The organism is Sphingomonas swuensis (genome assembly GCF_039538045.1).
GTDB classification, from domain to species: domain Bacteria; phylum Pseudomonadota; class Alphaproteobacteria; order Sphingomonadales; family Sphingomonadaceae; genus Sphingomicrobium; species Sphingomicrobium swuense.
Map to the genome: position 1 here is coordinate 370,580 of NZ_BAABBQ010000001.1, position 19,810 is coordinate 390,389.

The following is a 19,810-nucleotide window of genomic DNA, read 5'->3' on the forward strand; positions in this document are numbered from 1 at the left end:
CCGATGCGGATCGCCATGCTGGTCCCGGCGCCCGACTACGGGTGGCCGTTCGATTGGGCCTTCGACAACCAGGCCCGCGCCCTGCGCGACGCCGGGGCGGAGGTGGTGGCGATGCCGTGGACCGACGTGGCAAGGCTGGACGCGGTCGACCTCGTTCTTCCTCTGGTCGCCTGGGGCTATCACCTCCGCCTGCCCAAGTGGCTGGCCTTCCTCGACCGGGCCGAGGCGAGCGGCATGCCGCTTGCCAATGCCGCCGCGCTGCTCCGCTGGAACAGCGACAAGGTCTATCTGACCGAGCTTGCCGAAAAGGGCGTTCCGACGGTCCCGACGCTCGCCGTCGACCACCTCAACGAAGCGGCGCTCGCCGCCGCGCACGGCGTCCTCGGGACCGACCAGCTGGTGATCAAGCCGCCGGTCTCGGCAGGAGCCTGGGGTACCTTCCGTCTTGGTCCCGGCGACCCCGTCCCGGGCGAGGTGCATGGCGAGCGCATGCTCATCCAGCCGTGGCTGCGCTCGGTTCAGGACGAGGGCGAGTATAGCCTGCTCTACTTCGGCGGCCGCTATTCGCACTGTGTCGCCAAGCGTCCGCGCATCGGCGACTTCCGGGTCCAGCCCGACCATGGCGGCTCGACCGAAGCCTCCGCCCCGCCCGACGGCGCCTTTGCAGTGGCCGAAGCCGCCCTCGGCGTGGCGCCCGCGGCGACCACCTATGCCCGGATCGACCTCATTCGCGGTGACGACGGCCGTCTGCTGCTGATGGAAATGGAGCTGATCGAGCCCGCATTGTTCCTTGAAGGCAATGCCCCGGCCGAGCAGCGCTTCGCCGAGGCGGTGCTCGCCACGGCCTCAGCCGCCTAGCGCCCGCCCGAACAGCCACTGGCGTAGCGCGCTGGTGAGATTGGGCGGATTGCGGACCTTGAGCCGCGCTTCGTCGACTTCGGCCACCAGCGCATTGACCGGCATTGCCGAGTCCCGCGCCGCGATTTCCAGTGCCCGCCAGAACAGCGGCTCGAGGCTGACACTGGTCTGGTGGCCGCGGATAAGGACGCTTCGCTTGACGGGCGGCGAGTAGGTGACGGTCTCCACCGTCAGTACATGTGCTGGCCGCCATTGATGGACAAGGTCGAGCCCGTAACGAAGCCGGCATTCTCGTCGACCAGGAAGGCGACGCCGCGGGCGATCTCGTCGGCCCGGCCGAGCCGTCCGACAGGGATCCGCGCGACGATCTTGCCGAGCACTTCCTCGGGCACTGCCGCGACCATGTCGGTGTCGATATAGCCCGGCGCGATGGCGTTGACGGTGATCCCCGTCCGCGCGCCTTCCTGGGCGAGCGCCTTGGTGAAGCCGTGGATGCCCGACTTGGCGGCGGCATAGTTGACCTGGCCATATTGGCCGGCCTGGCCGTTGATCGAGCCGATGTTGACGACCCGTCCGTAGCCGCGGGCGCTCATTCCGTCCCAGCAGGCCTTGGCCATGTTGAAGCAGCCACCGAGGTTGGTGTCGATGACTTCCTGCCACTTAGCATGGTCCATCCGCTTCATCGTCGTGTCGCGAGTGATGCCGGCATTGTTGACCAGGACGTCGACCGGTCCGAGCTCGTCCTCGACCTCGCGCACTCCCGCGAGACAGGCCTGATAGTCGGACACGTCCCACTTGAAGGCCCGAATCCGGTTGCGTTCGGTGAAGTCGCGGGCGCGCTCGTCGTTTCCGGCGTAATTGGCGGCGACGGTCATGCCCATGTTGCGGAGCGCGACGCTGATCGCCTCGCCAATCCCTCGTGTACCCCCGGTGACGATTGCAACGCGCGCCATACTGATCTCCTCCTGATCGGAGGGGAGCCTAGGCAGGCGTCACCCAGCCCGCAAGTTCGCGCATCAGGATGGCATCGAGCATCGCCATTCCCTCCTCGCCGTCGTTGAGGCAGTCGAGCCGCGCGAAGTGCGTTCCACCGGCAGCAATGAAGGTCTCCTTGCCGCGAATGCCGAGCTCCTCGATCGTCTCGATGCAGTCGGCGGAGAAGCCCGGGGCGGCGATCGCCAGCCTCGTCACGCCCGCGGCGGGATAGCCGGCGAGTACGTCCTCGGTCGATGGCTCGAGCCACTTGTCGCGGCCGAAGCGCGACTGGAAGGCGGTGTCGGTCGGGATCGCCAGCCGCTCGCCGAGCAGTCGCGCGGTCTTGCGGCAGTGGCAGTGGTAGGGATCGCCCTTCATCAGCGTCCGCTCGGGCATGCCGTGGAAGCTCAGCAGCAGCCGCTCGGGCGTGAAGTCGAGCGTCGCCAGCTGTTGTTCGAGGCTGTGCTGGAGCGCGTCGATATAGCGTGGATCGTCATGGTAGGGCGGAAGCGTCCGAAGCGCCGGCTGCCAGCGCTGCAGCGCAAGCGACGCGAAGACGCTGTCGTTGGCGGTCGCCGTCGTCGCCGCGCAATATTGCGGATAGAGCGGCGCGACGAGAATCCGCTCGCACCCGGCCGCCTTGAGCTTGTCGATTGCCGGCCGGATTCCCGGATTGCCGTAGCGCATGGCCCAGTCGACCATGACCCGCTCGCCCCACCGTGCCTGCAGCTTCTCGGCCTGGCGCCGGGTGATCGCCGCCAGCGGCGAGCCTTCCTCGGTCCACACCTGCGAATAGGCATGCGCCGACTTCTTCGGCCGCACCTGGAGGATGATCCCGTGCAGGATCGGCTTCCACACCAGCTTCGGAATCTCGATCACCCGCGGGTCGGAAAGGAACTCGGCAAGATAGCGGCGCACGGCCGGGGCTTCGGGTGCGTCGGGCGTGCCGAGGTTGATCAGAAGCACGCCGACTTTCGGCGCGGGGATGGTCGGATGGTCGGAAGGAGGAAGCATCGGATCAGGCCATCGGCGCGAAGGGAAGGGAGCGCAAGCGCCGACCGGTCGCGGCCGCCAGCGCATTGCCGACCGCCGCGGGGGCGACGGCCGACCCCAGTCCGTTGACACCCCCGGGCTCGGCCCCACTAGCCAGTATTTCGACCAGTATCTCGGGCTGGGCGGCCATCGCCGGGGCTTGCGGCGGAAGCGGGCCGAGGACTCGGCCGTGGCGGAAGGAAGGTGCCGCTGCCGAAGCCTGGGCGAGCGCCGCGATCAGTCCGCCCTCGACCTGCTGGCGGACCAGCGCCGGGTTCACGATCCGCCCGCAGTCGACCACCGCGACCAGCCGATCGGGCGCGACGGCGCCGCCGGGACCGAGCGACGCGCTGGCGACCAGCGCGATGTGGCTTCCGAGCACGCTTGCGACCGCCAGCCCCATCTGGCTTCCCGGGCCGCCGCCGTCCCAGCCGCCCAGCGCCGTCGCCCGGACGAGGCAGCGCGCAAGCCTCGGATTGCCGCCGAGCAGCCCGATGCGAAGACCCAGCGGATCGCGGCCGCCGATCCGGGCGAGCTCGTCGAGAAAGCTTTCGGTGAAGAAGGTCAGCGGACCGAGCAGTTCGCCGCGATGGTAGCCGGTGCGGATCGGAAGGCTTGCGGAAGCGACCTCGATGGCGACGTTCGGAACCGCATAAGGCAGCGTGGCAAGAAGCGCCGGGCGGACGGCCCCGCTCTCGCCCCCGAGCAGCCGGGCCATCGCCGCTCCGGTCCCGTCCACCCCCGCCAGCCGCATTCGCCAGCCGGCAATGCTTCCGTCGGGCATCGGTCGCGCCAGCATGCGCGCCTTGAGCGGCGAGCGCACGGGATCGCTCCGCACCTGCTCGGTCCGGCTGAGCGTGACCTGCACCGGTTTGCCGGTGCGCCGCGCGAGCGTCACCGCGATCCCCGCCAGCTCGTCATCCAGTGCCCGTCCGCCCTGGCCGCCGACCGGCATCGGGTAGAGGACGGTTCGCTCCGGTCCCGTGGCGGCGATGCTGCGGCGGACGAGCTCGGGCGCCTGGGTCGCAGCCCATACTTCGAGCAGGCCGTTCGCCAACCGGGCGGTCGCGCTCGGAGGCTCGAGGTCGTGGTGCAGCATCGCCGCCGCCGAATAGCTCGCGGCGAGCGGTCGGACTCCGTCAAACGCCTGCTCGACATCGCCACGCGCGAAGAGGGTCTCCGCGTCCTCGCTCCCGAGCGCGGCGTCGAGGGCCCCTTCCACCGCCGCATCGTCTCCGCCGCCCGGCCCGAAGGTGCGGACGCCAGCCCCGGCCAGTGCAGCCTCGGCCGACCACCAATCCGCGGCGAGGGCCGCGACCCAGTCCGGACCGCTCACGAACTCGACGCCCAGCGGCGGCGGCGTGTCGACCCGAGCCGCTCCGCCGCTCGACCTGCGAAGCGAGGCATAGACCATGCCCGGCAAGCGGACGTCGTTGGCGAAGCGAAGGCTTCCGCGCGTCTTGGGCAGCGCGTCCAGCCTTGGCAGAGGCTGGCCGGCGAGCTTGCCCGGTCGCGGTCGTAGCGGAGCGCTGTCGGGCAGTCGTCGCGACGCCGCGCCTTCCGCCAGCTCGGCGAAGCCCAGCGCCTTGCCCTCGTGCGTCACGATGCCGTCGGCGGTGTCGCATTCGGCCGCCGCGACGCCCCAGCGCGACGCCGCCTCGGCGGCGAGAAGGGCCCGCGCCGCGGCACCCAGCTGGCGCATGACCGGCGCCATCGCCCGGATCGAGGTCGAGCCGGCGGTGATCCGGAGCGCGCCCTCGTCCAGCCGCCAGCGCCGCCATGGGCCGAGCGCGTCGGTCCAGCCCTCGCCTTTCGCCAGCGGGTTGTCCCACAGCGGGGAGGGCAGGGCGGGAACGACCGACACCCGCTCCCACGCCGCGCCCAGTTCGTCCGCCGCTTCCTGCGCGAGGCCGGTCCAGATTCCCTGGCCGGTCTCGACTTGCGGCACCGCGACCGTCACCCGCCCGTCGCGGCCGATCGCGATCCCCGGTCCGAGCAGGTGCTCGCCATCACCCGGACGGAGCACGGCGGCCTCGCCCCGCGGCCACCAGGCATAAGCGAGGGCCAGCCCGACCCCCGCGCCGGTGCCGACCAGCAATGTCCGGCGGTCGATCCTCAAGCCGCGAACTGGGCCTTGAGCGCTACCCGGTCGATCTTGCCCGTGCCCAGCCGGGGCAGGCTCTCGCGTGCGAAGACGAAGCGGTCGGGCACCTTGAAGGCCGCCAGTCGCGGCGCGAGGAAGCTCCGCAGCGCTGCCTCGTCGAGGTCGCTCCCCTCGGCCGGCACCACCACGCACAGCGGGATTTCGCCCAGCCGCTCGTCGGGTACTCCGAACACCGAGGCTTCGGCGACCTCCTCGCAGGCGTAGATGGCGGCCTCGACCTCGGCCGAGCTGATGTTTTCGCCGCCGCGGATGATGATGTCCTTCTTGCGGTCGACGATGAACAGGTAGCCGTCCTCGTCGAGGTAGCCGATGTCGCCGGTCTTCAAGAAGCCGTCGGACGAGAAGGCGTCGACCGTCGCCTCGGGGTTCTTCCAATAGCCCTTGATGTTGGCGGCCGAGCGGATTCCGACCTCGCCGCGCTCCCCCTGCGGCAGGTGCGTGTCCTGGGCACCGAGGATTGCAATTTCGACATAGGGCAGCGCGCGGCCGGTCGAAGCCGGCTTGGCGATGTAATTTCCCCAATAGTTGCCGCAGCCGACCGCGTTGGTCTCGGTCAGGCCGTAGCCGAGCGCGGGCTGCGCGGTCTCGAAGCTCTCCTTCAGCCGCTCGACGTGCGCGACCGGCCGCGGAGCCCCGCCGGCGGCGATGTCGGTCAGGCTCGACAGGTCGAAGCGGTCGCGGTCGGGATGATTCATCATCTCGAGGCTCATCGTCGGGACCCCGACGAAATAGGTCACCTTCTCCTTCTCGATCAGCCGCAGCGCCTCGCCCGCGTCCCACTTGGGCAGCAGCACCATGCCCCGCCCGATGACGAAGCTGTTGAGCAGCACCGGAACCTCGCCGGTGACGTGGAACAGCGGCACGTTGACCAGTGTCTTGGGCGGATTCTTGGGCTCGTTCCCCATGCTCTGCATGATTCCGAGCAGGCACATGATGCTGGTCGCATAGGTGTAGACGCCCTGGGTCACCGCGCGGTGCGTCGACAGCGCGCCCTTGGCACCGCCGGTCGAGCCCGAGGTGAACAGGATGGTCGCGTCGTCGTCGGGACCGATCTCGGGCAGCTCGGCGCCGCTCGCATCACCCTCCATCAGCGGTGCCAGTGCCTCGGCGATCGGCCGCTCGATCGGCAGCGATACGATCGGCCACGGCCCGCAGGCCGCCGCGATCCTCTTGGCCCGCGGTTCGTCGGCGATGATCAGCTTGGGCTCGGTCAGTTCGAGCGCATGGCTCATCTCCGCGCTCTGCCACCAGCCGTTGAGGAGCGTCGAGATGCCGCCCGCCTTGAGCACCGCCATGTGGCTGACGATCCACGCCGGGCAGTTGCGCATCGCGATCCCGACCCGGTCACCCTTGGCGATTCCGTGGATCCCGACCAGCGCGCGGGCGAGTTCGTCCGAGACCCGGTCGAGCTCGGCGAAGGTCAGCCGCTCGTCGCCCGCGATGACACCCTCGACCTGGCCGTTGAGGGTGCAGAAGGTCTTGAAGAAGGCGGGCAGGGTCGCGGGAAAGTTGGTGACCGCGGTCCGTCCCTCGGGATCCTTGCCGACCACCACCCGACCGCCCGGCCCCGTGACCGCCGCAAGAACGGCGTCGTAACGTTGGTCGAGCTCACTCGGCATGGAACGGCCTCCTTGGACTTTGTCTTGCCCCCTCTTATGAGACGCGCGGGGCCAAGGGAAAGACGATAATGAACAGTGTATCATCCGCCGGCATCGACTTTACCAAGCTGGGCTTGTCGCCGGTGGCCCTCGACCTCGGCTTCTTCGAGCTTCGCTGGTACAGCCTTGCCTATCTTGCCGGCATCTTCCTTGGTTACTGGTACCTGCTCCGGCTGATCCGCCAGCCGGGTGCGCCGATGGCCCGGCGCCATGCCGACGACCTCGTCTTCTTTGCCGCGCTCGGCGTGATCCTCGGCGGCCGGCTCGGCTACGTCCTCTTTTACCGCCCCGGCTTCTACGCCGAGAACCCGCTCGAGATCTTCAAGCTGTGGGACGGCGGGATGAGCTTTCACGGGGGCGTCATCGGCACCAGCCTCGGGATCATCTACATGAGCTGGAAGGAGAAACTGCAGTGGCTCCGGGTCCACGACTATGTCGCCTGCGTGGTCCCGATCGGCCTCTTCACCGGGCGCCTCGCCAACTTCGTCAATGGCGAACTGTGGGGCGCTCCGACCACCGTGCCCTGGGCCGTCCGCTTTCCTGAAGTGGTCGCCGGCGTGGTCGTGCTCGGACCGCCGCGCCACCCGAGCCAGCTCTACGAGGCCGCGCTCGAGGGCATCCTCCTCTTCGCCATCCTAGCGATCCTCTTCTGGCGGACCCGTGCCCGCTACCAGCCGGGGCTGCTCGTCGGCGCCTTCCTCTTCTTCTACGGCCTGTTCCGCTTTGGGGTGGAGTTCATCCGCGAACCCGACAATCACCTGCGCCAGTTCGCCGAGGCGACCGGGCTGCACATGGGCCAGTGGCTGTGCGTGCCGATGATCCTAGGCGGCCTCTACCTGATGGCGACCGCCAAGGGCCGGCGCGAGCGGATCGAGCCGACCGTGGGTCTGGAGAGCGTCGCCTGACGCCCTTCCAGCGCGCCTTGTTCGACCGGCTCCGGGCGGACGGACCGATCACGCTCGAAGCCTTCATGGGCGCCTGCAACGATTATTATTACGCCACCCGCGATCCGCTCGGGAGCAGCGGCGACTTCACCACCGCGCCCGAGATCAGCCAGATGTTCGGCGAGCTGATCGGCGCTGCGCTGGTCGATGTCTGGCGGCGCGCAGGAGCACCGGCAAGCGTCCGCTATGTCGAGATCGGGCCGGGGCGGGGAACGCTCGCCGCCGACGCGCTCCGGGTGATGCACTCGGCCGGCCTCGCGCCCCCCGTGCACCTCGTCGAGACCAGCCCGGTGCTTCGCGAGGCCCAGCTTGCCGCGGTGCCCGGGGCGACCCACCACGACAGCATCGGCGACCTGCCCGGCGACGCGCCCCTGCTGGTTGTCGCCAACGAGTTTCTCGACGCGCTTCCGATCCGCCAGCATGTCGCCGGGATCGAGCGTCACGTCGAGCTGATCGGAGACGGCCTCGCCTTCGACCGTGACGGCGAGGTGGTGGAAAGCTCGCCCGCCCGTGACGAGGCGGTCTCGGCGCTGTCCGAAGGGCTGGTGGCGCTCGGCGGAGTCGCCCTCCTGATCGACTATGGCCATGAACGCAGCGCGCCCGGCGACACGCTCCAGGCGGTCCGCGGCCACGCCTTCGCGCCCGCCCTCGACCGCCCGGGCGAGCAGGACCTCACCAGCCATGTCGACTTCGAGCGGGTCGCGGCCGTTGCCCGCGAGGCGGGTGCCTTCGTGACCGCGCCGGCCGAGCAGGGCAGCTGGCTCGAGCGTCTCGGGATCCAGGCCCGCGCCCGGCGGCTGGCCCAGGCAGCGCCCGGGCGCGCCGGCGAGATCGAGGCGGCCCGCGCCCGCCTGTGCCGGCCCGACGCCATGGGCAGCCTGTTCAAGGTGCTTGCCATCCACTCGCCCGATTGGCCAAGACCCGCCGGACTATGAACGCGCCCACGATCCGCCCGGCGACGGCCGCCGACCTCCCCGAGATCGACCGGATCTTTCGCACCAGCTTCTGCGACACCTTCGCCCATCTCTACCAGGCGGAGGATCTCGCGGCCTTTCTCGGCGGCTTCACGCCCGCGGGCTGGACGGCCGAATTCACCGACCCCGCATATGCCTTCGCGGTCGGCCTGATCGACGGCGAGATCGCGGGCTATGCCAAGCTCGGCCCGAACAAGCTTCCCCATGTCGAGTCCGAGGGCACGGTCGAACTCAAGCAGCTCTACCTCCTCAAGGCCGCGCACGGCTCGGGCCTCGCCGCGCAGCTGATGGAATGGGCGCTTGCCGAGGCGCGTCGCCGCCAGGCGCGGCGGATGGCCCTGTCGGTGTGGAGCGAGAACTGGCGCGCGCAGGCCTTCTACCGCCGCTTCGGCTTTGCGGATCGCGGACCCGTCACCTTCATGGTCGGCAACCATCCCGACGAGGACCGTGTGTGGGAAGCCTCGCTGTGAACCCGCCGGTCTGGCGTGCCCGAAGCTTCGGCGACCTGCCGCACGGCTTCCTCGGCCGGGCCGGCGGGGTCAGCAAGGGCGCGATGGCGAGCCTCAACTGCGGCTGGGGGAGCGGCGACGACATCTCGCTCATCGTCGAGAACCGCCGCCGCGCCGCCGACGCGGTTCTTGCCGGTGCGCCGATCGTCTCGCCCTACCAGGTCCATGGCATCGAGGTCCTCGAGGCCGGCGACTGGGCCGACGCTGACCGGCCCCATGCCGATGCGCTCGTCACCGACCGGCCGGGCATCCTGCTCGGGATCCTCAATGCCGATTGCGCTCCCGTCCTCTTCGCCGACAGCGAGGCGGGCGTGGTCGGTGCCGCCCATGCGGGCTGGAAAGGGGCGCTGGGCGGCGTGACCGACACCACCATCGCCGCGATGGAGAAGCTCGGTGCCGACCGCGGCCGGATCGTCGCCGCGATCGGCCCGACCATCGCCCGCGCCAGCTACGAGGTCGACCACGGCTTCATGGCGCGCTTCTGCGAGGCCGACCCCGACAACGAGCGCTTTTTCGCCGACGGGCCCGCGGGCAAGCCGCACTTCGACCTGCCCGCCTACCTCCTCCAGCGCCTCGCTGCAGCCGGGCTCACCCGGATCGAGGCGCTCGGCCTCGACACCTATGCCCGCGAGGAGGACTTCTACAGCTACCGCCGCTCCACGCACCGGGACGAGCCAAGCTACGGCCGCCAGATCAGCCTGATCGGTCTGCCCCGCCCCTGAACGGGGATTGCCTCGCTTCCTCCCGCCCGCGATGACAGGGGAGGGCAGGGCAGGGGACTATAATGGCGCAGCGTTGGGGATTTTGGGGCGGGCTTCTGCTGATTGCGGCCTTGCTGCTGCTGCCGCCGCCCGAAGGCATGCCGCTTCCCGCCTGGCGGGTGGTCGCGCTCGCCGCCTTGATGGCGACCTGGTGGATGACGCAGGCGCTTCCGCTCACCGCCACCGCCTTGTTGCCCTTCCTGCTCCTGCCCGCCTTCGGGATCATGACCGCGACCGACGCCGCGGCGACTTATTACAGTCCGATCCTCTTTCTCGTGCTCGGCGGCGCCATCCTCGCGTTGGCGATCGAGCGCACCGGGCTCCACCGCCGCCTCGCGCTCGCCATCGTGAGGCGCGGGGGAGCGACCCCGGGCGCGATGCTGTTCGCCTTCATGGCCGCCACCGCGATCGTCTCGATGATCGTCAGCAACACCGCGACCACGCTGATCATGATGCCGATCGCGCTCGCGGTGCTCCACGCCGCGCGGATCGAGCCCGGCCACACCGGCGGCTTCGCCGGAGCACTCGCCATGGGCATCGCCTTCGCCGCCTCGATCGGCGGCCTCGCGACCCTCGTCGGCTCTCCCACCAACGCCATCGCCGCCGGCATCATCGAGCGGACGGTCGGCCTGCGGATAGATTTCCTCACCTGGGCGAGCTTCGGCGTGCCGCTCGTGCTCGCTGCCATCCCGCTCTGCTGGTGGATCCTGATGCGGGTCCAGAAGGTCGCGCCGACCGACTTCGATGCCGCGCGGGCGATCGAGGCGTTCGGGGAGGCGGGCCCCTGGTCGCCCGCCGAGAAGCGCCTCGTCCCCGTCATCCTGCTGACCGTCCTCGCCTGGGTCCTTCTCCCGCTCGTCGCCGACCGGCTACCCAAGGACGTGCTGGTCGACGGCACCGTCGCCATCCTCGCCGCGCTCGCCTTGTTCGTCATCCCCGACGGAAGCGGTCGCCCCTTGCTCAACTGGCAGGAAGCCAATCGCGCGCCGTGGGACGTGATCATGCTGTTCGGCGGCGGCCTCGCGCTCGCCGCCGGGATCGGCGAGAGCGGCCTCGACCAGTGGCTCGGCACCGCGCTCGCGCCGCTGAAGTCGGTCCATCCGCTGGTGATCGCCCTCGCCCTGGTCGGCCTCGTCGTTCTCATCACCGAGTTCGCCAGCAACGTCGCCGCCGCGAGCGGGATCATTCCGGTCGTCGCCGGACTGATCGCCGCGACCGGCATCGATCCCATCCTGCTCGCGCTGCCTGCGGCCTGGGCGGCAAGCTGGGGCTTCATGCTGCCGAGCGGCACCGGGCCCAACGCCATCGCCTGGGCGACAGGCCACATCGCGCTTCCGCGGATGCTCAAGGCCGGGCTATGGCTCGACCTCGCCGGCGTGCCGCTGCTGGTCGGAACGGTGTGGCTGCTCCGGCCCCTGATGGGATCCTAGCGCCCGCCGGTGCGATCGAGATAGGCGTTCAGAACCGCGATCTCGCGCTCCTGCGCGGCGATGATCTCGTTGGCGAGGTTCCGCAGCCCCGGGTCGCGACCACGCGCGAGCTGCTGCCGCGCCATCTCGATCGCGCCCTGGTGATGGACGATCATCATCCGCGCGAAGTCGCGGTCCTGGTCGCCGGTCGGCGCGGGCATGCCCATACCGGGCATCGCCGCCATGCCATTCCCTTCGGCAGGCGGGGGCGGAACGTTGCTCCCGCAGGCGGCGAGCATCAGGGCGGCGGCAAGGAGGGCTGGGCTCTTCATGCCTGATGAAACACGCAAGCCCGCCTTTCGCCGCATCGGCAGAAGGGCTAGGGGGCGCGTCATGGAAAACGAAGCCGAGATGACTGGCGTGCCCGCGAGCCGCCGCCCCAAGAAGAGCCCGACCGCGATCGGCAACCACCAGCTCAGCCCCGAATCCCTGATGATGGGCTATGGCTTCGATCCGGCCCTGTCCGAGGGCAGCCTCAAGCCGCCGATCTTCCTCACCTCGACCTTCGTCTTCGAGACCGCGGCGCACGGAAAGCGCTTCTTCGAAGGCATCACCGGCAAGCGTCCGGGCGGCGCCGAGGGCCTCGTCTACTCGCGCTTCAACGGTCCCAACCAGGAGATCCTCGAAGCCCGCCTCAAGCTGTGGGAAGAGGCCGAGGAGGCACTCGCCTTCTCGAGCGGCATGTCGGCGATCGCCACCCTGCTGCTGACCTACGCCCGTCCGGGCGACGTGATCGTCCACTCGGGTCCGCTCTACGCCGCGACCGAGACTCTGATCGCCAAGATCCTCGGCCAGTTCGGGATCACCTGGCTCGATTTCCCGGCGGGTTCGACACAGGAGGAAATCGCCGCGGTGATCGAGGCGGCCAAGGCCAAGGGCCGGCTCAGCCTCATCTATCTAGAGAGCCCGGCCAACCCGACCAACGCGCTGGTCGACGTCGAGGCGGTCCGCGCCGCCCGCGATGCCGCCTTCGCCGGCGGCGACGTGCCGCCGATCGCGATCGACAACACCTTCCTCGGCCCGCTCTGGGCCAAGCCGCTGGCGCAGGGCGCGGACATCACCGTCTACAGCCTGACCAAATATGCCGGCGGGCACAGCGACCTCGTTGCTGGCGGCCTCGTCGGTTCGAAGAAGTTCCTCGATCCCATCCGGATGATGCGCAACACCATCGGCACCATCTGTGATCCGAACACCGCCTGGATGCTTCTGCGCAGCCTCGAGACGCTCGAGCTCCGGATGAGCCGGGCGGGCGAGAATGCGGCCAAGGTGTGCGAATTCCTCCGCACCCATCCCAAGGTCGAGAGCGTCGGCTATCTGGGCTTCCTTGAGGAAGGCAGCCGCCAGGCCGACATCTACAATCGCCACTGCACCGGCGCCGGCTCGACCTTCTCGCTCTATCTGAAGGGCGGCGAGAAGGAGGCCTTCGCCTTCCTCGACAACCTCACCATCGCCCACCTCGCGGTCAGCCTCGGCGGGACCGAGACGCTGGCGAGCGCGCCGGCGGCCATGACCCACCTCAGCGTTCCCGACGAGCGCAAGCAGGCGCTCGGAATCACCGACAACCTCGTCCGGATCAGCATCGGCGTCGAGAATGCCGACGACCTGATCGCCGACTTCGAGCACGCGCTCCAGGCGGTCTGACCGTCGTTCCGGGACGGCGGCTCACCCGTCGTCCCGGAACGCCGCGCCGAGCCGGGCATTGGCTTGGAATGAAGACCACTCCTGTCCTCGCGGCGCTCGCAAGCCTCGCCACCCTGGCGGCCTGCGGGTCGAACTCCGCCGATCAGACGAACACGGCGACGATCGCCAACGCGCCGGCCGACGCACCCGCTGGCGACCCGGCCGGGGCGCTCCCTTCCGTCCCGCAACCGGCCCCCGCACCAGCCCCGGCGGCCCCAACCACGCCAGCTCCCGCGAATACCGCAGAGCAGGCGCCCGACCTGTCGCCGCCGCCGCTCGTTCCCGAGGCCGAGCGGGGCGAGAAGGGCGCGCGCAACGTCCTCCTGTCCTTCGCTCGGGCGATCGAGCTCAAGCAGTTCGGCCAGGCTTGGGCCATGCTCTCCCCGGGCGACAAGGCGCGCTGGAGCAGGAGCGCGTTCGCCGCCAACTTCGCCGATCTCGGCAAGATCACCGTCGCCGTTCCGGGCGGCACGATGGAGGGCGCCGCGGGCTCGCTCTATTATGAAGCACCGATCACCATCACCGGCACCGACCGCGACGGCCGCCCGGTGCGCTACGAGGGCACCGCCACCCTCCGCCGGGTCAACGACGTCGACGGCGCCACCCCCGCTCAGCTTCGCTGGCACTTCGACAATCTGAAGCTCGACTGGACCCACTGAGGCCCGGAGGTCCTAGCCCCAGTCTTCTCGCGCCCAGCCGCGCTCGGTGGCGAGCCGGGCGAGCTTGTCGTGCGGATTCACCGCGACCGGCTCGTCGGCCCATTCGAAGACCGGCGCATCGGTGACATGGTCGCTGTAGAAGCGGACATGGCCATGCTTGCCGGTCAGGCCCGAGGCCGCAACCCAGTCGGCGACCATCCGCATCTTGGCTTCGCCATAGCAATTCTCGCCGTCGATCCGGCAGATCACATGGTCGTCGAGTCCGAGCAGCGTGTTGGTCCCGATGACGTCGTCGAATCCGAGCCGCTCGGCAATGGCGGCGGCGTAGAAGCGGTAGCTGGCGGTCGCCATGACGATCCGCCGCCCCTCTGCCTTGTCGCGGGCGATCGCCTTGCGCGCACCCGGACGGATGTTGGTGGCGACCTGGGCGTCGGCAAAGCTGTCGACCAGCGGCTTGAGGTCCGCAGGCGCGATGCTCGACCCGAGCAGCAGCCGGTGGTTCACTTCCTTCAGGGTCGCCCGGCTGATCAGCTTCAGCACATAGGCCAGCATCGACCCCAACACGATCGGCACGAACAGCAATCGCCACGGGGCACGGCGGAGCGCGCAATGGAGCAGGAAGCTGGTGTAGGTCGGGCGGCGGGTCACCGTCCGGTCCATGTCGTAGATGGCGAGGTCCACCTACGCGCGTCCGTCGAGGATCGCGTTGACCAGCGTGTAGTCGGCCGCCTTGTCGACATCGATCGCCGCGATGGGATCGCTCATCACCACCGCCTTGAGGCGGATTTTCAGCACCTTGCCCAGGCCACGCGCGGTCTTGTGGATGTCGCGCACCCGCAGCACCGCGCCGAGGAACAGCGGCAGGCCGAGCTGGAGAAGCACCCGCCAGCCCTTCTTGCGGTCCTGCTCGATCGCCCGCCACCGCTCTACCCCCGCCTTGGCGGCCGGGGTCTTGAGCGCGAACAGGTTGGCGCCGCTGTAGAGTTCGCGGCCGAACCGAAGCCAGGTCCGCTGCGCCTCGGGAAAGCGGCGCAGCATGTTGGTCTTGCTGACCACCGCCACCGACACGTCGCAATCGGCCGAGGCGGCGAGGAACTCGCGGATCATCTCGGGGGTCAGCAGCGCATGGTCGGCCGCGGTCACCAGCAGCGGAAAGGGGGTCGCCGGGTCATCGCAGATCCGGGTCAGTGTCGCCGCGATGGTCTGGTCCGAGCGGACTACCACCACCCGCGGGTCGTCGGGAAGCACGCCCTCGAGCCGCTCGGGCTGCTGGGTCAGCGCGCGGATCTCCGCGATCTCCTCGACCTCGAGCAGCGCCCGGATCGGGCGAAGCAGCATCGGCTCGCCTTTGATCGGAAGCAGCGGCTTGTAGTCGACTCCGAGGCTTCGGGTCAGCGGATCGCCGCCAGGGCGCGAGCCCGCCAGCAGCAGTACGGTCCAGCGTTCGCTGCTCATGCCGCGTCGAGCCAGCTGACGATGGCGCCCCCGCGCAGCCGGACATTCTCCGCCTGCGCCAGCCGGACCGCGTGGAAGATCAGGCTCAGCACCGACCACAAAGCGACCAGCTCGATCCCGAGATCGGGGCGGGCGAAGATCAGGCAGGCGACGAGGATCACCATGTTCGGGTTGCGCCGCGCGGTGACCAGCCGGAAGCGGCTGTCGATCGGCTTCCACACGTGGATGTGCATCTTGAAGCGATATTTGAACCAGCCCTCGATGACCCGGCCGGCGACATAGGTGCCGACGATCACCGCCAGCAGCCCGACCTTGTAGACTTCCTCGAGCTGGTGCCCCGCGGCGCCCAGCCCGTGCAGCCACGCCCACCACCAGAAGGGCGGGTGGATGAGGTCGATGCCATGGTCGAAGACGTCGCCCCACTTGCTCGACTGTCCGGTGCAGCGGGCGAGCTTCCCGTCGACGGTGTCGAGCACCATGAATACGAAGCCGGTGGCGACACCGCTCCAGTAATGCCCCTGCCAGAATTGCCAGAAGGCGACGAGGCAGAAGACGAAGCCGATCAGCGTGACCTGGTTGGGGCTCATCCCGGCCTGCGCCGCCCAGCGGGTCAGCCAGAAGGCGGGACGGCGCCACAGGTAGAGCGTCAGGACGTCGGTGACGCCCTTGTAGGCGGCATCGTATAGCGCGCGCTCGACCGGCAGCGGATTGGCGGGATCGAGCGGGAGCACGAACGGCCGCTCGCGCTTGCGCAGCTCGAAATAGGACAGCGAGGCGGTACGCGCGTCGAGCTGCTCGAAGCCCGACAGGTCGGCGTCGGGGCCGGTGCCCGCGGGCACGTGCACCAGCACCGGCTTGCCGTCGAGCATCAGCGCGGCGCCCGGCCGCTGCTTGAGCTCGGCCAGCCAGGCCGGGTCCCAGGCGAAGCCCATGTCGGCGAGGATCCGGCTGCGCGAGGGATCCTCTACCTCTCCGACCGCAAGCCCGGCCTTCGCCGCGACCTGCTCGGCCCGTGCCCGCGCGGTCCGCCCGAACAGGCGCACCTCGGGGTCACCTTCGGCGATGAACTGGACGGGCTGGGCAGGGGTCTCGGACATGGTCGCGTGGGGCAAAGCGGCAAAGCTTGGCAAGAACAAGGCACATGTTCGTTCTTGCGCCGGAACAACCCCCGCCGCCATGCGCTTCACAGCGGTGACCGACCCCGCGACCTTGCCCAACGACTGCTTTGAAGGCATGGCTTTGGCCTGATGGCTTCAGCGGCGCAGCCCGAGACGGATGGACATGTTTTCGCGCCCAGCGGCGCGTTGACGATCGCGCGTGCCGGTTCGACCCAGCGCGAGCTCGACGCCACTCCCGACCCGCTGACCATCGACCTTGCCCGGGTCGAGCGGATCGACACGGTCGGAGCCTGGCTGATCCATCGTTCGGTGCGCGATCGCGGGGCAGCGGTCACCGGCGCCAGCGCCGACGTCGGCAAGCTCCTTGAGCAGGTTGCCGAGGCCGATCGCGCGGTCGACACCAAGCGTCCCAAGAAGACCAGCGCCGTCGGCGAGCTTGGCGGATGGGTGATCGCCAGCGGCCGGACCTTCACCGGCCTGCTCGGCTTCTTCGGCGCGACCCTGATCGGTTTCGCGTCGGTCCTGACCCACCCCAAGCGCTTCCGCTACAATGCGGTCGTCCAGCAGTTCGACGTCGTCGGAGTCCGCGCGCTCGGGATCATCGGCCTGATGAGCTTCCTCATCGGGATCGTCATCGGCCAGCAGGGCGCGGTCCAGCTCCAGCAGTTCGGCGCCGAGGTCTACACCATCAACCTCATCGGCCGGATCACGGTCCGCGAACTCGGGCCGTTGATGACCGCGATCATGGTCGCCGGCCGCTCTGGCTCGGCGTTCGCGGCGCAGATCGGGACCATGAAGATCACCGAGGAAGTGGACGCGATGCGCACCATCGGCGTCCCGCCGGTGGAAGCGCTGGTGGTACCGCGCATCCTCTCGACCATCCTCATCATGCCGCTGCTCGCCTTCTGGGCAATGCTGACCGCGATCGTCGGCGGCGGCGTCTTCTGCTGGATCGGGCTTGATATCCCGCCGCTCACCTACATCCAGCGCATTTCCGAAGTCGTCCCCGCGACCGACCTGTGGGTCGGCCTGATCAAGGCGCCGGTGTTCGGCTTCATCATCGCGCTCGCCGGCTGCTTCCAGGGCATGCTGGTCGCCAACGACGCCGAGCAGGTCGGCCTCAAGACCACCGCGGCGGTGGTCCAGTCGATCTTCCTCGTGATCGTCCTCGACGCGGTGTTCGCGGTCTTCTTCAGCTCGATCGGCTGGATCTGATGAGCACCGACTTCCCCCAGTCCAGCCCGATCCTGCCCGACGGTGAGACCCCGATCATCCGGGTCCGCGGGCTCGAGAACCGGTTCGGCGACCAGTTCGTCCACAAGGACCTCGACCTCGACGTCCGCCGGGGCGAGATCATCGGCGTGGTCGGCGGCTCGGGCACCGGCAAGTCGGTGCTGATGCGCTCGATCATCGGCCTCCAGACGCCGTCCGCCGGCGAGGTCGAGGTGCTCGGCGAGAATATGGTCGGGCGTCCCGAGGACGAGGCCAAGAACATCCGCCGCCGCTGGGGCATCCTGTTCCAGAACGGTGCGCTCTTCTCGACCCTGACCGTGGCCGAGAACGTCCAGGTTCCGATCCGGGAATATTTCCCGTTCATCAAGGAGCCGCTGCTGGGCGAGATCGCCGGCTACAAGATCGCGATGAGCGGCCTTCCCGACAACGCCGGGGCCAAGTTCCCGAGCGAGCTGTCGGGCGGCATGCGCAAGCGGGCCGGACTGGCCCGCGCGCTTGCGCTCGACCCCGAGCTGTTGTTCCTCGACGAGCCGACTGCCGGCCTCGACCCGATTGGCGCGCAGGCCTTCGACCAGCTCATCCGGGGCTTGCAGAATCGGCTCGACCTCACCGTCTTCCTCATCACCCACGACCTCGACAGCCTCTACGCCATCTGCGACCGGGTCGCGGTGCTGGCCGACGGCAAGGTCATCGCGGTCGACACGATCGACCGGCTGCTTCAGCTGGACCATCCCTGGATCCAGGAATATTTCAACGGACCCCGCGGCCGCGCCGCGGCGGCGGCATAGCGAGCGCTCATGGAAACTCGGTCCAATCAGGTGCTCGTCGGCACCGTCGTCCTCGCGCTTCTGGTCGCGCTGCTGTTCTTCACGGTGTGGATCGTCGGTCTCAACACCGAGAAGCGCAAATGCTTCGACATCTACTTCAGCCAGGGCGTCGGCGGCCTCAATCGCGGCTCCAACGTCAGCTTCTCGGGCGTTCCCGTGGGCCAGATCACCAAGGTCTCGCTGCTTCCCGACCGGCCCGAGTTCGTCTGGGTCCGGATCGAGGTCGATGATTCCACCCCGGTGCTCCAGGGAACCACCGCCCAGATCAAGGGCGTCGGCTTCACCGGCGTCAGCGAGATCCAGCTCGACGGTGCGGTCAAGGGCGCTCGTCCGCTGACCTCGGTCGGCCCGCAGGGCTGCCCGGTCGTGCCGAGCTCGGCCGGCGGCCTTGGCGCGCTGCTCAATTCGGCCCCGGAGCTCCTCGAGCGCATCCAGCGCCTGACCGAGCGGCTGACCGAACTGCTCAGCGACCGCAACCAGAATGCGATCTCGGACATCCTCGAGAACATCGACAAGACCAGCAAGGTGCTGGCGGATCGCGCGCCCGAGATGGCCGACACGCTGGCCGAAGCGCGGGTCGCCGCGCGCAACGCCGGCCGTGCCGCCGACGAGGTCGCCAAGCTCGCCAACAGCAGCAACGTGGTGGTGCAGCGCGACGTGCAGCCGGCCGCGGCGGATCTCCGCAGGACGCTGCAGTCGCTGCAGCAGACCTCGGCCAAGATCGATTCGCTGGTCGCCGATGCGCAGCCCGGCGTGCAGAATTTCTCCAAGTCGACGCTGCCCGAGGTCAATCGCCTCGTGCGCGACCTGCGCGACCTGACGACCAGCCTCGACGGGGTGTCGAGCAGGCTCGAGCAGGGCGGCGTCACGGGCGTGCTCGGCGCGCCCAAGCTCCCCGACCACAATCCCGGAAAGTCCCGCTGATGCGCCGCTTCGTTCCCGCCTTCGCCGCTCTTGCGCTCGCCGGCTGCTTCGGCGGCGCCAAGGTCCCGCCGACGCTGCTGACCCTCAGCCCGGCGGTGGCCGACGCGGCCTTCGACCGCACCAGCGCCGCCGGAGAGGCGATCTCGATCGAAGTCCCGGTCGCCTCGAAGGAGATCCGGCAGGTCCGCGTGCCCGTCCAGGAAGCGCCGGGGCAGGTCACCTACGTCAAGAACCTGCAATATGTCGAAAGCCCCGACCGTCTGTTCCAGCAGCTGCTGAGCGAGACGGTCAAGCGCACGACCGGACGCGTGGTCGTCGACCCGCGCCAGACCGGAGTCGACCCGGGCACCCGGGTCTCGGGCGTGCTCCAGCGCTTCGGCTATGACAGCGCCTCGCGGACCGTGGTCGTGACCTACGACGCGACCGCGACCCGCGGCGTCACCGTCCAGTCCCGCCGCTTCACCGCCTCGGCCCCGGCCGACGGCACCGCCGCGACAGTCGGCCCGGCCCTCAACTCGGCCGCCAACACCGTCGCCCGCCAGTTCGCAGGATGGATCGGGGGCTAGGCTA

General features: G+C 69.3%; 21 protein-coding genes. 12 read left to right on the forward strand and 9 right to left on the reverse strand.

Going from position 1 to position 19,810, the window contains the following annotated elements:
* Positions 1-3 precede the first annotated feature (3 nt).
* A complete protein-coding gene (locus tag ABD727_RS01925; RefSeq protein WP_344705705.1) occupies positions 4-858 on the forward strand; it encodes an ATP-grasp domain-containing protein in 855 nt (284 codons plus the stop codon).
* On the opposite strand, the gene ABD727_RS01930 is transcribed toward ABD727_RS01925, so the two are convergent.
* The 5 genes from ABD727_RS01930 to ABD727_RS01950 are packed head-to-tail and all read right to left on the reverse strand — an operon-like array spanning position 847 to position 6,648.
* Positions 847-1,086, reverse strand: coding sequence for a ribbon-helix-helix domain-containing protein (locus ABD727_RS01930; protein ID WP_344705706.1), 240 nt, complete (start codon positions 1,084-1,086; stop codon positions 847-849). The two genes, ABD727_RS01925 and ABD727_RS01930, sit on opposite strands and share 12 nt — an antisense overlap.
* Positions 1,087-1,088: 2 nt before the next feature.
* On the reverse strand, positions 1,089-1,811 hold the full coding sequence (gene phbB / locus ABD727_RS01935) for an acetoacetyl-CoA reductase (RefSeq protein WP_344705707.1): 723 nt from the start codon (positions 1,809-1,811) through the stop codon (positions 1,089-1,091).
* A 28-nt stretch (positions 1,812-1,839) separates the two neighbouring features.
* A complete protein-coding gene (gene hemH / locus ABD727_RS01940) occupies positions 1,840-2,847 on the reverse strand; it encodes a ferrochelatase (RefSeq protein ID WP_344705708.1) in 1,008 nt (335 codons plus the stop codon).
* 4 nt (positions 2,848-2,851) lie between these two features.
* Positions 2,852-4,984, reverse strand: coding sequence for a molybdopterin cofactor-binding domain-containing protein (locus ABD727_RS01945; protein ID WP_344705709.1), 2,133 nt, complete (start codon positions 4,982-4,984; stop codon positions 2,852-2,854).
* Positions 4,981-6,648 (reverse strand): class I adenylate-forming enzyme family protein, encoded by a 1,668-nt coding sequence (locus ABD727_RS01950; protein WP_344705710.1) that lies wholly within the window; start codon positions 6,646-6,648, stop codon positions 4,981-4,983. The genes ABD727_RS01945 and ABD727_RS01950 overlap by 4 nt, the downstream gene beginning before the upstream one ends.
* A 68-nt stretch (positions 6,649-6,716) precedes the next feature.
* On the opposite strand from ABD727_RS01950, the gene lgt reads away from it, so the two are divergent.
* The 5 genes from lgt (at position 6,717) to ABD727_RS01975 (ending at position 11,305) form a co-directional block, all read left to right on the forward strand.
* Complete coding sequence (gene lgt, locus ABD727_RS01955; RefSeq protein ID WP_344705711.1) at positions 6,717-7,592, forward strand: prolipoprotein diacylglyceryl transferase; 876 nt, start codon at positions 6,717-6,719, stop codon at positions 7,590-7,592.
* Positions 7,593-7,609: 17 nt separating this feature from the next.
* Positions 7,610-8,566, forward strand: a complete 957-nt coding sequence (locus tag ABD727_RS01960) for a class I SAM-dependent methyltransferase (protein WP_425566745.1) — start codon at positions 7,610-7,612, stop codon at positions 8,564-8,566.
* The gene (locus ABD727_RS01965; RefSeq protein WP_344705712.1) at positions 8,563-9,075 is read left to right on the forward strand and encodes a GNAT family N-acetyltransferase; all 513 of its coding nucleotides are present in this window, start codon (positions 8,563-8,565) and stop codon (positions 9,073-9,075) included. Before ABD727_RS01960 ends, ABD727_RS01965 begins: the two co-directional genes overlap by 4 nt.
* Positions 9,057-9,836, forward strand: coding sequence for a peptidoglycan editing factor PgeF (pgeF, locus tag ABD727_RS01970; protein ID WP_344705713.1), 780 nt, complete (start codon positions 9,057-9,059; stop codon positions 9,834-9,836). The genes ABD727_RS01965 and pgeF overlap by 19 nt, the downstream gene beginning before the upstream one ends.
* A gap of 62 nt (positions 9,837-9,898) precedes the next feature.
* Complete coding sequence (locus tag ABD727_RS01975; protein WP_344705714.1) at positions 9,899-11,305, forward strand: SLC13 family permease; 1,407 nt, start codon at positions 9,899-9,901, stop codon at positions 11,303-11,305.
* Here ABD727_RS01975 and ABD727_RS01980 read toward each other — a convergent pair.
* Complete coding sequence (locus tag ABD727_RS01980) at positions 11,302-11,616, reverse strand: DUF305 domain-containing protein (RefSeq protein WP_344705715.1); 315 nt, start codon at positions 11,614-11,616, stop codon at positions 11,302-11,304. The two genes, ABD727_RS01975 and ABD727_RS01980, sit on opposite strands and share 4 nt — an antisense overlap.
* 61 nt (positions 11,617-11,677) lie before the next feature.
* Here ABD727_RS01980 and ABD727_RS01985 point away from each other — a divergent pair, with 61 nt between their 5' ends.
* On the forward strand, positions 11,678-12,985 hold the full coding sequence (locus tag ABD727_RS01985) for a cystathionine gamma-synthase family protein (protein WP_344705716.1): 1,308 nt from the start codon (positions 11,678-11,680) through the stop codon (positions 12,983-12,985).
* A gap of 68 nt (positions 12,986-13,053) precedes the next feature.
* Entirely contained in the window at positions 13,054-13,683 is a 630-nt protein-coding gene (locus ABD727_RS01990) for a hypothetical protein (RefSeq protein ID WP_344705717.1), read from the forward strand.
* 12 nt (positions 13,684-13,695) lie between these two features.
* Here the strand turns inward: ABD727_RS01990 and ABD727_RS01995 are convergent, their stop codons facing one another.
* Genes ABD727_RS01995 through ABD727_RS02005 form a run of 3 tightly spaced genes read right to left on the reverse strand, consistent with a single transcriptional unit; the run spans position 13,696 to position 16,235 of the window.
* Positions 13,696-14,364, reverse strand: coding sequence for an HAD family hydrolase (locus tag ABD727_RS01995; protein ID WP_344705718.1), 669 nt, complete (start codon positions 14,362-14,364; stop codon positions 13,696-13,698).
* On the reverse strand, positions 14,365-15,138 hold the full coding sequence (locus tag ABD727_RS02000; protein WP_344705719.1) for a nucleotidyltransferase family protein: 774 nt from the start codon (positions 15,136-15,138) through the stop codon (positions 14,365-14,367).
* Complete coding sequence (locus tag ABD727_RS02005; protein ID WP_344705720.1) at positions 15,135-16,235, reverse strand: CDP-alcohol phosphatidyltransferase family protein; 1,101 nt, start codon at positions 16,233-16,235, stop codon at positions 15,135-15,137. The genes ABD727_RS02000 and ABD727_RS02005 overlap by 4 nt, the downstream gene beginning before the upstream one ends.
* 150 nt (positions 16,236-16,385) lie before the next feature.
* Here ABD727_RS02005 and ABD727_RS02010 point away from each other — a divergent pair, with 150 nt between their 5' ends.
* From ABD727_RS02010 to ABD727_RS02025, 4 genes are read left to right on the forward strand one after another with little or no spacing between them, the layout of a single operon-like run.
* Positions 16,386-17,471, forward strand: a complete 1,086-nt coding sequence (locus ABD727_RS02010; RefSeq protein WP_344705721.1) for an ABC transporter permease — start codon at positions 16,386-16,388, stop codon at positions 17,469-17,471.
* On the forward strand, positions 17,471-18,277 hold the full coding sequence (locus ABD727_RS02015; RefSeq protein WP_344705722.1) for an ABC transporter ATP-binding protein: 807 nt from the start codon (positions 17,471-17,473) through the stop codon (positions 18,275-18,277). Before ABD727_RS02010 ends, ABD727_RS02015 begins: the two co-directional genes overlap by 1 nt.
* 9 nt (positions 18,278-18,286) lie before the next feature.
* Complete coding sequence (locus tag ABD727_RS02020; protein WP_344705723.1) at positions 18,287-19,240, forward strand: MlaD family protein; 954 nt, start codon at positions 18,287-18,289, stop codon at positions 19,238-19,240.
* Positions 19,240-19,806, forward strand: coding sequence for an ABC-type transport auxiliary lipoprotein family protein (locus tag ABD727_RS02025; protein WP_344705724.1), 567 nt, complete (start codon positions 19,240-19,242; stop codon positions 19,804-19,806). The genes ABD727_RS02020 and ABD727_RS02025 overlap by 1 nt, the downstream gene beginning before the upstream one ends.
* Positions 19,807-19,810: the final 4 nt, after the last annotated feature.